This is a genomic window from Rahnella victoriana, assembly GCF_004330295.1.
GTDB lineage: Bacteria > Pseudomonadota > Gammaproteobacteria > Enterobacterales > Enterobacteriaceae > Rahnella > Rahnella victoriana.
In genome coordinates, this window is the sequence record NZ_SJOJ01000025.1 from 67,071 (window position 1) to 81,637 (window position 14,567).

Sequence of the window (14,567 nt, forward strand, 5' to 3'; positions counted from 1 at the left end):
GGAGTTAATTCTTCTGGAAATAAAAGGTAATAAGTCATCATGAAAGATTTATTGGCTCTGAAAGTATTGCGGATCCTGCTGCTGGCACTGGCATCCTTATGGACGTTGCCCGTTATTGCAGGTGTGTCCTGTACGTCAAACCCTGCAACTGCCACTTTAACGGCCACCATTCCGGCAGTCAGCACCGTGGTTACGGTCGGCAGCCCGGGGAATCGCTATTTAACGGACTGGTTTTCTGCACCCGCATCAGGCTACAGCAGTCTCTACACAGGATGTGTTGTAGGAAATATTACTCTGCAAGGGAAAATTGCATTGCAACCCGCCGGGAGTAGCATTGATGGTTATGCCATCTTCAAAACTAACGTTGATGGGATAGGCATTATTGTTCAGGGGCGTAACCGTAACAACACGGGGCCAGCGCTAGGTACAGATTGGGTTGATATCATTACAGGAAGTACCAGCTACTGGGATGGAAGTTTTACAGCACGGCTGGTTTCAACAACAACAACCATTCAGTCAGGCTCGGTGACATTACCCGGAACAATCGGTTACTTACGCATCGTCGATAAAAATGATGTGGCGGGCAGCAGCACTATCATTCCGGTCAATCTTGTGGTCAGCGGGAGTATGACATTTACGTCGCAAACCTGCACTGTGAGCGCGAACTCTAAAAACATTGGGGTGTCCTTAGGCAAAGTGAACAGCAACGCGATCACCACCGGCGGGAGTTCTCTGGTCCATTCACCCTTCACGATTAATCTGGACTCCTGTTCTGTCACGTCAGGCTTAAGCGTCAATATGACGTTCACGGACAATAACAATCCGGCCAATACCAGTAATATCCTTTCGCTGACGAATGATGGTAAGCAGGCGACCGGTCTTGGGATCCGCATTATCAATCAGGCCACCCAGCAACCCGTTAGTTATGGTCCTGATAGCGCGGTAGTCGGAAATCCCGGGCAATTCAGGGTGACGACAACCACCGGCGGAAGTCTGTCTATTCCCTTTATGGCGACCTATATTAAATCAGGCTCAGAGCCGATTGTCGGAGGAACGGCAAATGGTGTGGCGACTTACACAATGAGTTATCAGTAAACCGGTCCTTCGAAGATTGATGACTAAAACTGGGTGATACAAAGCGTGCAAGAATAAATATTGAAGCTTAATTATTAAGGCTTCAATATTTATCTGGAGGAGATTTTAAGGATGTCACTCGGAGGTCATTAATATGACATGTGGATATGAAATATTTGCAACAACCTAAAAATTTCGCGCCACAATCCCCGAAAGTTCAATCACATTCTTGGCATTCAGTTTTTGCATTAATCGCATTTTATAGGTGCTAACCGTTTTATTACTGATTAATAAGTCTCTGGCAATTTCTTTATTGCTTACGCCACGGGCAAGGTAACGCAGAACAGTGACTTCACGGTTGGATAACAAAGTTAATAATTCCTGTTCGCGAAGTTTTGTTCCGGGGCTGTGAAAGTGAAGAGAGTCTGTTGTCGGAAAACAGCTGAACCCCATCTGTACCGCCTTGATGGCCCCAATGAGTTTGTTCAGATCGTTGTTTTTACTGACGAAGCCATTAGCCCCGACACGAATGCAGCGCGCGATGTAAATATCCGGGTTAAGGCCGGTAAGAACAATCACCTTTGCGTCAAGGTTTGAATCCTTAAGACGCTTAATCACTTCAAAACCGTCTAACCCCGGCAGGTCGATATCCAGCACGATGATGTCGGGATGCAATTTTCGCGTCAACTCCAGTGCATTGATCCCATTGTTAGTTTCCCCCACCACCCGATATTTTTCCTTTTCCAGTAATATATTCAGAGCAAGGCGGATAATGGGTTGGGCGTCTACAATAAGAATATTACACATCATGGTTCCTAAGGTTTGGATTAATTTTTCTGACCTGCTAGGACTGATATCGTCCGGTGTGAATCTTCTAAAAGAATACTGCCCTGATATCCCGCGTTAATCAGGGATAGACGTTATGTAGTAAAACCACATAAAAAATATTGATAAAACCAGTATGACAGTATTATTTGTAGGGGTATGTCAGGCTTGTCCTGAAAGCTGTAGGGCATTTCTGACGGCGCTGTCAGTTAAGTCAGAACAAGATTTCACTCATCTGCGCGGGCACTGGGTTCACAGCTATAATGTTTAAAGAAAATCTGAGCGGATCATGAAACGGGAGAAAGACGGTGAAAAGTGTTCTGATTGTCGATGACCACCCCATGATACGTTTCGCCGCCCGGTTACTGCTGGAGCAGCATGGTATGAAGGTAGTCGGTGAAACGGATAACGGTATTGAAGCCCTCAGCCTTGCCCGGACGATTCAACCGAATATCGTGATCCTTGATATCGGTATACCCAAGCTCAATGGACTGGAAGTCATCGACCGCTTACGGGCACAGAATCCCGCGATTAAAGTGCTGGTTCTGACCTCCCTCAGTCCGGCGGTATATGCGCATCGCTGTATCTTAGCGGGCGCGTCGGGCTTTGTGAGTAAAACTAATAACCTGAATGAACTGGCCAGCGCCACCAATGCTGTACTTTCCGGGTTCCGGTATTTCCCAGATACGACGAGGGTTACGCCTGACGCATTTACGGAGGCATCGCAGGAATTACCATTAATACATTCCCTTTCCGGGCGGGAAATCACTGTGCTCAAGTATTTAACCGCAGGGCTGACAAATAAAGAAATTGCCCGTGAAATGCTGATCAGTGATAAAACGGTCAGTACTTATAAATCCCGCCTTCTTGTCAAGCTGAATGCCAGAACGCTGGTAGATCTCATTGAGTTTGCCAGCAGAAACAGCGCCAGCCTTTAATGAATTTTGCATAGGATCGTAATGCCAAACCTTGAACAGTCCTTTCCCTGGGAAATCTGGCTCGCACTGGCACTGATATTATTTGTCAGCGTTGTCCTGTGGAACGGTTATCTGTTGCGACAAATACGTCTGCGTAAAAAGGCCGAAGATAAACTCGCTGAGCAGATGAACTTCCAGAAAGAATTTTTCAATATTATTCCCCATCCTGTTTATGTCCGCGATCGGGAAGGTCGATTAGTGACGGCCAACAGCTGTTTTTTTCAGGCGACGGGCGAACAGCAGGAAACTTTGCTGGGTAAGAAGATCACTGAAGTAAGCTGGTTTTCTGCAGAGGAAGGACCGTTTTATCAGACGCGGTATCTTGAGGCTTTAGCTGACGGAAAAAACATTCTGGAAGACCTCAGGTTAAAGATAAAAGACGAGTTCATTGATGCAGAAGTCTGGCTAATACCCTACAAAAATGCGCAGGGCGAAATCTCAGGCATGATAGGTGGCTGGACAGATGTCACCGAGCGTTACCGGCTATTGAACGAGGTGGAACATGCCAGACAACTGGCAGACGATGCCCGTGAACTGGCTATTCGCGCTAATCAAGCCAAAGGGATATTTCTGGCGACCATGAGCCATGAAATTCGCACACCGGTCAGTGCCGTGCTGGGAATGCTTGAACTGACACTCAGGCAAGCAGAGAAAGGGCATCTGGAAAAAGAGGCGATTGAAACCGCTTACGATTCGGCTAATTCGTTGCTGGTGTTATTGGGCGACGTTCTGGATCTGGCCAAAATTGAATCGGGACAATGGGTCTTATCCGCGCAAAGATGTAATCCCCTGCACCTCACGCAGTCAGTTATCAAAGTCTTTAGCGGGCTGGCCGGTGAAAAGAATATTTCATTAGCGTTCGTCACTGAAGGGCCTGTTGGCCACGATGTTCTGCTGGACGCCCAGCGTTTTCGGCAGGTACTCAATAATCTGATCAGCAATGCTGTAAAATTTACCGACACAGGTGGCGTCATCGTCACGTTAACGGCTGAGAAAGCTGATGAGGCGAATACCCTGCTGACTTTATGCGTGCAGGATACGGGAACAGGTATCGCGGTTGAAGATCAGGATAAGCTGTTTAAATCCTACAGCCAGCTTTACTCCGGCGCACAACAGCATCGCGGCGGCACGGGGCTGGGGCTGGTGATTTGCAAAGAAATCGTTGAGATGATGGGGGGTGACATCAAACTCACCAGCCAGGCCGGAAAAGGCACACGCATCGATGTCACACTTAAGGCTCACTGTCCTGGATCTCCGGCGGAAGAAAATACCATTTTAGCTCCGCAGAACGATGCGTCTGCCGATGGTTACCCGCTCAATGTCTTGGTGGTTGATGATCACCCTGCGAACCGTTTGCTGCTTCGAAAACAACTGGAATTCCTCGGGCATCACGTATGGCTGGCGCAGGAAGGGGAGGAAGCGTTTTCACACTGGAAAAAACAGTCATTCGACGTGGTTATCACGGACTGCAATATGCCCGGCATAAACGGTTATCAGCTAACCCGGTGGATCCGTGATTCTGAGCGTGAGCAGGGCCAGAAAACTTGCGCTATTTTGGGGCTGACGGCCAACGCGCAATACGAAGAAGTCGAACGGTGTCAGCTGGCGGGAATGGATACCTGCTTATTTAAACCGTTAAATCTGCAACAGTTACGCCAGCAACTCGAAATCCTGCACAGCGATCCTTTGCCCGTTCCCTGCTGTGACCCCGACGGACTGGAAGCACTGACCGGGGGAAATCGTTCCGCCACGGTTCAGCTCATCAATGGGATCATCAAAGCAAATCGTGACGACCTGAATAAAATCCGGCTCGCGGATGAGCAGGGGGATAGAGAAAAGGTGGCTGAAATCACTCATCGTATAAAGGGAATTGCGAATATGCTGACGGCTCAGCCCTTAGTGAGCCGGTGCGAGGAATTAGAATTGCAATGCGGCACCGCAGCAGACCTGACATCTGCAATTGCTTTACTGAGTGATGCGATGAACAATATAGATGACACTCTGAACGCCTGGGTGAGCCAATATAAGCAGAACAACGAATAGCGCGTTCAGTATCAGATGTTCATTTTACAGTGAAAAACCCCGCAAACCTGTTGAGTTCCTTCAGGTTTTTCACGCCGAATTTTCTGCACACGTAGTACCTCTGCGAATAAATAGTTTTGGCTGATCCGCCTAACTCACTGGCAATATGTCTGACACTTTTGCCTTTCAATGACTCATTAATAATGTAGTGCTGTTTATCTGAAATGACGACTGGTGGTGCTGGCAAACAGGTCACCGTATGAAGAGTTTCCAGAATATTTCCCAAAACATCTTTCACGGGTGCATGAATATCGAGGTAACTATAAATGCAGGATAAAGAAGGGCTTTTATTGTTGCCATCGCGACTCATTGCGATAATTTTTGGGTGTCCATGACATTTCATTATCCTGATAACCGGTTCTGGTATTCTTTCCGAGGCATCAATGAGGATGATATCATTTTCAGTGAACGGTATAATCCAGTCTTCATGCAGGAAGTTCATATCAGTGACATCCAGCCCCGCTGAGTTAAATAATAATTTAATACCATAATTTAAATAGTGGTTTCTGCTAATGAGATAAATCATTTTTAAACTCCCATCCAAAATGGATAAAAACAGATGAATAAATTCATGCGGTTTACATTCCGATATAACGATGAATAAACTCGCTGACCTGCATAGGCTCTGCCAGATAATCGCCCTGCAATCCATTAATTCCTGCCTTGCGTAACAGCGGCATTTGTTCGTATGTCTCTATGCCATCAGCGGTAACAGAAACACCCAACCGGGAAGAAAGGGTCATAATTGCATCGATGACATTTTCATAAACCAACTGTCCGTTAATGGCCTGGGTGAGGTCTTTATCAATCTTAAGGGCAGAAAGGCCGATGTTTTCTATATATTTCAGTGATAAGGAGCCCGCGCTAAAGTCATCAATGGCTAACCTGATGTCGTTTGCGACCAGGTGCTCAATGACCTGCATCGTCTTATCATCGAAATTCAACGCTGTTCTCTCAACCACTTCCAGCACAAGCGTGGCGGCATCCTTAAAAGTTCTGCTGAAATGAAGCGCTGCGTTGATCACGTCGTGTGAAGATATCTGCCCGGCAGTAATATTGAAGGAGAAATAAAAGTCCTCTGGCAGATAATTCATTATGTTTTCAAAAGACTTTTCAATTTCCTGAAACAGATGACAGATAATATCATCCCTGTAGCGACTGGCTTCCATTTCATGAATATATAAAACCGGCGAGTTATAATTATTCTCAGACTTCACCCGCAGTAAAATCTCACATCCTTTCAGCGTGAAACCATCCGCGCTAAAAACAGGCTGGATAAACGGATGAAATTCATCGCGCTTAATTGTTTTTTGCAAAACCCTCTCCTCAGCCACGTGCTGTAAGTTTTTTTTATTTCTGGAAATGACGTCGGCCAGCGAAAGAAGCGCGTTATAAATAATCATTACAGAGGCCCTTAACTGACGATCTGACAGAGACATTCATCTGTGAAGCTAATGACCACACAGACTTTGTTGGAAACAAGAGTATGGCAATATCGCTGAGAGAGATATGTCAGGGAGGGGCTAAAAGTTGTAGGAAATTTCTGCACTAACATTTTTTCTATCTGAAAATGCCAGCGCAGGTCGTGGGATTTATTTATCTGGATTGTTTTCAGTAAGACCGGACAAACTCAGCACTACCGGTTCATCACGCGGCCAGGTACTGAGATCTATCCTGTCGGTCGCACGGAGTTCCCTGCCACTGTGCAGGTCAGAATAGGTTCGGTTAGCCAGCGAAGCGGGCAGCAGTATCTGCATATCCCATCCGTCTTCAGTCTGATTAAAGTGAATTTTTTGCGCATCAAAAACCTGACGCGGTGCTGCGAAAATCACCGCATCGTTCCTGAAGGTTCGTGCAAATGCGATCACGTTTTTGGAGTGATCTCCCGCTGCGGTCAGCGCAACGTAATCACCCTGCAAAAACAACGCAGGTTTTTGCTGGCGGTAACGGGCGAGTACCGCAACCACATGTTGCTTCAGTTGTCCGCTTGTCCAGGCGGTTTCGTTATCCCACACCGGTTTTTCTCCCTGAATCAGCAGCCTTTCCAGCCCGGCAAAATCCGGCAGGCGGCGGTTATCCGGATCCACCAGACTGAAGTTCAGCGCTTCGCTGCCCTGATAAATATCCGGCACGCCGGGAGCCAGCATTTTCAGCGCGGTCTGCGTCAGGCTGTTGACCAGTCCGGCGTGGATAAACGGCTGTATCGCGTCATGAAAATCTTGCAGAAAACGCCGGTTATCCGGCGACAGAAGATGACGGGCATAATCGAGCACCGCTTTCTCATAGTCTTCGTTGCTGTTATCCCAGTTGGTGCGCAGCTTGGCTTCCCGCAGGGCTTTCTCCACGAAACCCTGAAAACGTTCATCCAGTGCCTGTAAACCGGCCGCATCGTCGGGATTAAGCGTCACCGGCCACGCACCGGCCAGCGCCTGATACAGCATCCAGGTCAGTGCCGGACGCGGTGCCGGACCGTCCGGCAGCATGATCACGTTTGCCTCATTCATCTTGTGCCAGCGGCTGACACACGCCGCCCAGCGTTCCGGCGCTTCGGTCAGGGTGAACAGCCGCGCACGGGCATCTTCGCCGCGTTTGGTGTCGTGGGTGGAGGTGGCGGAAAGCGCGTCCGGTTGTTCCTCAAGGCGTTTACGCATCTCGTCATGGAAGCGATCCGGGGAGAAGGTGCGCGGCAGCGGTTCGGCTCCCACTTCGTTCAGGGCCAGATCCATGTTCTGCCGGAAGAACAGCGTGTCCTCCACCGATTTCGCCATCAGCGGGCCGGTCAGTTGCTGGAAGCGGGTGCGGAATACCGTGGCCTGTGCGGACGTGGCGGGCGAGGTGCGGGCATAGAGAATGCGCGCCAGAAAACTGAGCGTCTCCGGCGCAATAAACAGCGCCGTGCTTTTGACCTTTCTGATAATCCGGCACAACAGCGCCGCATCTTCCGGCGGCAGACCCTGCGCGGTGCCGTAGGTGCGATACACCGGAAAGGCGATCAGCAGTTCCCGCAGCGCCAGCCGGACGGCGTTGTCATCCGTACTGACGCCTTCGGTGGCGGCAATCTCCAGCGCCAGTTTTTGCAGCGTGGTGAATTCGCCCTCGAAATTCTTATCGGTCATCATCAGTTTTGCCGCCCGCAATTCCTGTTGCATATCGACGGGCTGACCGACCACGTTGTCATAATGGTCGCGCAATACGGCAATGTGTTCGTCATTCACCAGCACATCGGACAGCGAGGCAATAAACTCATAACCGGTGGTGCCGGAAACCGGCCAGTCCGGCGGCAAGCGCTCGCCTTTGCCCAAAATCTTCTCCACGGTGATGTAGCAGTCTGCCCCGGCTTTTTCCCGCAGACGCATCAGATAGGCTTTGGGATCGGCGAGGCCGTCCACGTGATCGACCCGCAGCCCGTCTGCCTTGCCGGATTTCACCAGTTCCAGAATCAGCCGGTGGGTGTCGTCAAACACCGCGTCATCCTCCACGCGCACCCCGGCGAGACCGGTGATTTCAAAAAAGCGGCGATAAGAAAGTTCACGCGGCGCATCGCGCCATGACATCAGGCGGTAAGGCTGGCGGGCATGCAGTTCTGCGATGCCGGTTTTGCTCAGCGTTTTTTCATCCGCCTCCAGCGTGCCGGGGGCAACGGGATAAAAGGTGTCGAAATAGGCGAGGGCAGGCTCGCCGGTTTCAGGATCGGGGGCAAGGCGGATATCGCCTTTTGCCAGCGCGTCTTCAAAGGATTCGCCGAGAAAAGGCAGGGTCAGAGGCTGCGACCAGTCGATGTCAAAATGCCGCGCGTAACGGCTGTTTTCCCCGTGCTGCACCACATCGCGCCACCAGCGGTTTTCCAGCGAGGCCGCCATATGATTAGGCACGATATCGAGGATCAGCCCGAGTCCGGCGGCTTTCAGCGCCTGCGACAGGCGGTCAAACCCGGCCTGCCCGCCGAGCGCCGGGTCGATCTCATTGGCGTCGGTGATATCGTAACCGTGCTCAGACCCGGTGGTGGCGGTAAACACCGGCGAGGCGTACAGGTGGCTGATGCCGAGTTTTTTTAAATACGGGATCAGCGCCGTGGCGGTGTCAAACGTCAGCCCGTTACGGAACTGGAGCCGGTAGGTCGCAGTGGCTATCTTCACGTTTTAGCTCCCGGAGAAAGACGAACAATCAGCGAACCCGGCGCGGAGGTCGCAGCATCCTGCGGCCAGGCAAAAAGTGTGTCACCCGTCAGCGTCGGGAGAAGGTGATTGTCATTGCCGATATTCAGCGTCATTGACAGGGTGCCGCGCGGGAACGTCCATCTGACGGAAAGAAAACCTTCAGACGTTTGCAGGATCTCGCCGACGTCGCCCTTGGCGGGCGTCAGTAACGGCACAATATATTTCTGCCGCAGCGCCAGCAGCGTGCGGGTCAGGGACAGGGCGTGCTGGCCTTTGGGGTCAGAACATGTCTGCCAGCGGAGTGTCGATTGTTCAAAAGTGCTGAGCGCGTTCGGATCCGGCACCGCGTCCTGATCGTATCCGCTGTGCCCGGCAAATTCCCGGGCGCGACCTTCGCGCACTGCCTGCGCCAGTTCCCCTTCAAAATCGGTGAAGAACAGGAACGGCCGGGTCTCGCCATATTCTTCGCCCATAAACAGCAGCGGGATATGCGGCGATAACAGTAACGCAGCGAGCAGCAGACGGGTACGCTCCGCGCCCGCCAGCGTGATCAGCCTTTCCCCGTGCGCACGGTTGCCGATCTGATCGTGATTCTGGATGAAATCCACAAAGGCGACCGGCGGCTGTCTGTGGCTGACCGCGCCGCGTGGCTTACCGGTTTGCGGTGACATCTCGCCCTGATACGCAAACCCCTCCGCCAGCGCGCGGGCGGCCAGTTGTTCGGGATGCGTGGCGAAATCCTGATAGTAGGCATGGCTTTCGCCGGTGCTGAGCACATGGATCGCGTTATGGAAATCGTCATTCCATTCGGCGGTAAACAGCGGCACGTTGCCGTCGGCGTTGCGCGGGTGCAGAAACGTAACGTTGCGGCTGTCTTCGGTGGTCAGATGCACCGGGCGGTCGGTAATTTCTTCGCGGATACGCTCGGCGATCTCGATCAGGATATGCGGTTCTGAGACATCCTTCATCTGATCGACCGCGTCAAAACGCAGCCCGTCCAGGCGGTATTCCTGCAACCAGTAAAGCGGGGCGTCGAGAATATACTGCCGTGCGCCGTCAACCTGATAAGCGATGCCTGCGCCCCAGGCGGTCATGCGTTCGGGGTCGAAAAACGCCGGTGCCAGTCGCGGCAGATAATTGCCTTCCGGCCCGAAATGATTCAGCACGATATCCAGCACCACGGAGATGCCGACGCCGTGCGCGGCATCGACAAAGGCTTTGAACTCTTCCGGCGTGCCATAGGCTGAGTGCGGTGCGTAGAGCAACACGCCGTCATAGCCCCAGCCACGGTTGCCGCCGAACTGCGCCAGCGGCATCACTTCGATCATGGTGATGCCGGTTTCAGCCAGATACGGCAGTTTTTCTGCTGCCGCCGTAAAAGTACCTTCGGGGGTGAATGTCCCGATATGCAGCTCATAAATCACGCTTTCTTCCCACGGACGGCCTTGCCAGCGGGTGTGTTGCCATTCATATTGCGTGGAAGAGACAACCCGCGACGGGCCGTTCACCTCCGCCGTTTGCGCGCGGGAGGCCGGATCAGGCAAGGCGGTGCCATCGGCCAGCACAAACTGATATTCCTCACCGGCAGAAACGCCGGTCACCCGCGTGTCAAACCAGCCGTCCTCCGACGCGGTCATTTCCCGGTCGGTGCCGGAAAGCCTCAGTGTGATCTGTTGCTGACCGGGCGCCCAGACACGAAAATGCACCGTCCCGTCGGCCACGAATCTGGCTCCCCAGCGTGTCGCAAATGCGGTGTGTGGCATCTCTTTACCTCCCAAACAAATGAGTGAGTAAGCAGGCAGTTAGCAAACGAATAATAATGATAGACGAGGATGAGCAGGAGGGGATCTTATCTGACAGCAGGCCCCGGCAAATACCGGGGCAGTGAGAGATGCGTTGATCAGATATCAGGAAGAAGAGGTGAAAAACACGATGGATATAATGAAAGAGACCACGGTCCCGATCAGCAACATGCAGTTGTGCGGGGTGAAGAACTTCTTGTTTGCATTGCCTTTATGCGCTTTCACCAATAACCACAGCATCATGATGCCAACGATAATGAATATTACACCACCCGATAAACTCGCCACTGGCGCCATATAAGTATCCTTCTCAGCAGGTAAATTTTAATTATAGCTCAACCTGCCGGACGGGGATGTGCAGGCCGGGCGCGCCCGCGCGGATACGCCTTTGCCAGAATGTGTTTTCCCCCGGTGAAATCGCCTTTCCACGGGATATTAGCGGTCGGGAAAATATCTTGTGCTGGCGGCTGTATTTGAGCAATGATGAGGCCGCCGTAATGGGCTATTAAGCAGTCACTTAACGGCAATCAGACCGTCACAATAAAAATAATCTCTGCCACAGAGAATAATCACACAATACCTAAGGGAATTAAATGAAGTTACTTCATGGTTTACTTTTTATGTTGTCTGTCATGATGACCGGACAAGCCGCTGCCGCCAGCACCACCCTGACCGATGTCCTGGGAAATAAAATAACCTTAGATACCCCTGTTAAAAGAGCGGTATTAGGTTTCTATTTTGAAGATTATATGGCGGTCGGCGGTGAACAGGCGTTTGACCATATTGTCGGCATCTCCCGCGAGGCCTGGCATGGCAAAGTACCGGCGAACTGGGATATGTATATTAAACACCGTCCGTCCATCGCTGAAATTCCGGATATTGGCGAAATAGACCTGCACAACGTGTCACTGGAAAAGGTGATCAGCCTGAAGCCGGATGTGGTCATTCTGGCCAGCTGGCAATACGCCGCCCTGAAGTATGAAGTCACGCAACTTCAGAGCCTCAACATTCCGGTTGTCGTGCTCGATTACAACGACCAGACCGTGGAAAACCATGTTAAATCAACGGAAATCATCGGGGTATTAACCGGCCAGACTGACCGTGCGCACGAACTGGCTCAGCTTTATAAAAATAACCTTACGCTGATTGAAGACCGGATCCGACAGGCAAATCTGCCCAAACCCAAAGTCTACATTGAGTTCGGTAATAAAGGTCCGGCAGAGTATTCATTTACCTACGGTGAAAATATGTGGGGCGTGATGCTGCGTCTCGCCGGGGGCGAAAATATCGCGGCGCCGTTTGTGAAACAGTGGGGCGAAATTAATCCTGAGCAATTACTGGTCGCTAAGCCCGATGTCATTTTTATTTCCGGCAGGGAAAACAATAAAGTCGATACGGCGGCTGAGATGGGTATCGGTGTGAATGAAGCCACGGCCAGAGCGAAACTCAACGGATTTGCTCACCGCAACGGCTGGAGTTCATTACCGGCCATTCAAAATGACCGACTCTTCGGGGTTTATCAGGGGGCGTCCCGTACCCTTGTGGATTTCACCATGGTGCAGTTTATCGCGAAATCCCTTTACCCTGATTTATTTAAGGATATTGATCCGGTAAAAAACTATCACGATTATTATATAAAATACCTGCCTGTCATGCCGGTGGGGACGTTTGCGTTATCGGCCAGTGGGGATAATCACTAACATTTTTTATTATTAACCCCGCCAGAATAAATGAGCGGGAAACATCATGGCGGAGAAAATTCCTAAAAACGCCGGAATTGTCCCGATTTATGATTAATTTCCCGCTTACCTCCCGCGCTCTGCCGCACTATTTTTGTGACCTCCTTATTATCTTGTGCTGATTTTTTTCAGTTTCAGGCTAATTTTCATGATTTAAATAATATTTCCCGCCGCAATCTGGCGTAAAAATCTTAATGTTTTGGTTATGCAACTTATTATAGCGATATCAGGGAAGGTGTCAGTATATTGGTCTGGAATGAGAGGCATGTTCTCTCAGGTATAGCGAAAAATATCGCTTAACGTTTTTTTGCCAGTCAATATCTCAAGGATCTCCAATGTTTAATGGAAACACTATTCCCTCTGCTGTCGCGTTAGCCATCTTTATATCCGGTACAGCATTTGCCGCTGACGATCCCACGCCGCCGGTGGGATCCGATCAGGGTTCAGGCCGTATTCATTTCACCGGCACGGTGATTAATGCGCCTTGTTCTGTGGCCGCGGGCGATGAAGACATTAATGTCAATATGGGGCAGGTGGCGAATAAGGTGCTGGAAACCGGCAGCAAATATTCGCAGAACGTCAGTTATACCATTCATTTGCAGGACTGCGATCTGACCGCACAGACGGTCGGCACAGTGGCTTATCCTGTGGTGTCGAAAGTGGCGGTGTCCTTTAGCGGTACGCCTGACAGCAGCGCGTCGGAACTGCTGGCAAACACCGGCAGCGCAAAAGGTGCGGGCATCCGCCTGATTGACGCTAACGGCGATCTGCTGAAAGTCGGTGACACGTCTAAAGATATCAACCTGGTTACCGGCAATAATGAACTGGTGTTTGCCGCGCGTGTGGAAGCCAACGCACAACCGGTCGCGACCGGTACCCTTGTTTCTCAGGCCACCTACGCCCTGAATTACAAATAAGTCTTGTCATTATCGGGGGGAGTTTCCCCCCCTTTTTCTCTGTGCCAGTACCGGGTTTTCAATGTAATACCGTGCAAGAAACAAGTGATAATATTATGGCGTTGTTAAAGGAAGAAATATCAGCAGGGAAACGGCAGGCGGCTGGCATTATTATAATTATCTCCGGTTGCTTTATTTCCGACAGAAGCCTTGCGGTAGAATTTAACGTTAATTTCATCGATTCTGCCGATCGCAATAATGTCGATCTGTCACGATTTCAGGTAGCCCATTATATCGCGCCCGGTGAATACCTGCCGGATGTGGTGCTCAATGGCCGCACCCTCGGCGATCAAAGCCTGATTAAGTACATTCCCGCTGCAAATAACCCGGACAGCCGCCTTTGTCTGCCGCCCGCGCTGGTGGATAAATTCGACCTGACCCCGGTTGCCCGCGAGAAGCTGACGCTGTGGCATCAGGGCGAATGCACGTCGCTCGATCAGCAGAAAGAAGTGACCACCCGCTACGATCAGGAAAAACAGACCCTTAATATCAGCATTCCGCAGGCGTGGCTGACCTTTCACGATGAAAACTGGGTGCCGCCGTCGCAGTGGGATGAGGGCGTGAACGGCGCACTGCTGGATTACAACCTGCTCGGCAGCAAATACATGCCGCAGTCCGGCGACAGCACCACCAGCTTCAGCAGCTACGGCACCACCGGCGTCAACCTCGGGCCGTGGCGCGCCCGTGCCGATTATCAGTATGCTTCATCGCGCACTTCCGGCACCCCGGCCAGCGACAAATTCACCTGGACACAAACCTATGTTTACCGCGCATTACCGTCCCTTGGCGCGCGCCTGACCGGCGGACAGACCTATTTCAGTTCGGATATTTTCGACTCATTCCGCTTTCTCGGCGTGTCGCTGAACAGCGACCAGCGCATGCTGCCGCCGTCGCTGCGTGGCTACGCGCCGCAGGTGACCGGCATCGCCAAAACCAACGCCAAAGTGAGCATCAG

At 51.3% G+C, this 14,567-nt stretch carries 12 protein-coding genes; 6 read left to right on the forward strand and 6 right to left on the reverse strand.

Features of this window, described 5'->3' with window-relative positions; genetic code table 11:
- The first annotated feature begins 39 nt into the window (after positions 1-39).
- On the forward strand, positions 40-1,095 hold the full coding sequence (locus EYY67_RS19180) for a fimbrial protein (RefSeq protein WP_131694157.1): 1,056 nt from the start codon (positions 40-42) through the stop codon (positions 1,093-1,095).
- A gap of 165 nt (positions 1,096-1,260) precedes the next feature.
- On the opposite strand, the gene EYY67_RS19185 is transcribed toward EYY67_RS19180, so the two are convergent.
- Entirely contained in the window at positions 1,261-1,881 is a 621-nt protein-coding gene (locus EYY67_RS19185; protein WP_131694158.1) for a response regulator transcription factor, read from the reverse strand.
- Between the two features lie 326 nt (positions 1,882-2,207).
- On the opposite strand from EYY67_RS19185, the gene EYY67_RS19190 reads away from it, so the two are divergent.
- Both EYY67_RS19190 and EYY67_RS19195 read left to right on the forward strand, forming a co-directional pair.
- Positions 2,208-2,837: a response regulator transcription factor gene (locus EYY67_RS19190; RefSeq protein ID WP_131694159.1), complete on the forward strand. Its 630-nt coding sequence runs from the start codon at positions 2,208-2,210 to the stop codon at positions 2,835-2,837.
- A 165-nt stretch (positions 2,838-3,002) separates the two neighbouring features.
- A complete protein-coding gene (locus EYY67_RS19195; RefSeq protein ID WP_165497980.1) occupies positions 3,003-4,919 on the forward strand; it encodes an ATP-binding protein in 1,917 nt (638 codons plus the stop codon).
- A gap of 19 nt (positions 4,920-4,938) precedes the next feature.
- Here EYY67_RS19195 and EYY67_RS19200 read toward each other — a convergent pair whose 3' ends face one another.
- The 5 genes from EYY67_RS19200 to EYY67_RS19220 all read right to left on the reverse strand — a co-directional run bounded on the left by EYY67_RS19200 (position 4,939) and on the right by EYY67_RS19220 (position 11,214).
- Entirely contained in the window at positions 4,939-5,484 is a 546-nt protein-coding gene (locus EYY67_RS19200; RefSeq protein WP_165497981.1) for a helix-turn-helix transcriptional regulator, read from the reverse strand.
- A gap of 52 nt (positions 5,485-5,536) precedes the next feature.
- On the reverse strand, positions 5,537-6,361 hold the full coding sequence (locus tag EYY67_RS19205) for an EAL domain-containing protein (RefSeq protein WP_165497982.1): 825 nt from the start codon (positions 6,359-6,361) through the stop codon (positions 5,537-5,539).
- A 189-nt stretch (positions 6,362-6,550) separates the two neighbouring features.
- Entirely contained in the window at positions 6,551-9,094 is a 2,544-nt protein-coding gene (gene treY / locus EYY67_RS19210) for a malto-oligosyltrehalose synthase (protein WP_131694163.1), read from the reverse strand.
- Entirely contained in the window at positions 9,091-10,878 is a 1,788-nt protein-coding gene (treZ, locus tag EYY67_RS19215) for a malto-oligosyltrehalose trehalohydrolase (protein WP_131694164.1), read from the reverse strand. Before treZ ends, treY begins: the two co-directional genes overlap by 4 nt.
- A gap of 144 nt (positions 10,879-11,022) precedes the next feature.
- Positions 11,023-11,214: a cytochrome c oxidase subunit II gene (locus EYY67_RS19220; protein ID WP_095925605.1), complete on the reverse strand. Its 192-nt coding sequence runs from the start codon at positions 11,212-11,214 to the stop codon at positions 11,023-11,025.
- Positions 11,215-11,510: 296 nt separating this feature from the next.
- On the opposite strand from EYY67_RS19220, the gene EYY67_RS19225 reads away from it, so the two are divergent.
- The 3 genes from EYY67_RS19225 to EYY67_RS19235 form a co-directional block, all read left to right on the forward strand.
- Positions 11,511-12,617, forward strand: coding sequence for an ABC transporter substrate-binding protein (locus EYY67_RS19225; protein WP_131694165.1), 1,107 nt, complete (start codon positions 11,511-11,513; stop codon positions 12,615-12,617).
- A gap of 374 nt (positions 12,618-12,991) precedes the next feature.
- Positions 12,992-13,573, forward strand: coding sequence for a fimbrial protein (locus EYY67_RS19230; RefSeq protein WP_131694166.1), 582 nt, complete (start codon positions 12,992-12,994; stop codon positions 13,571-13,573).
- A 95-nt stretch (positions 13,574-13,668) separates the two neighbouring features.
- Positions 13,669-14,567: FimD/PapC N-terminal domain-containing protein (locus EYY67_RS19235; RefSeq protein ID WP_131694167.1), on the forward strand; the 899-nt coding region annotated here is incomplete at its 3' end.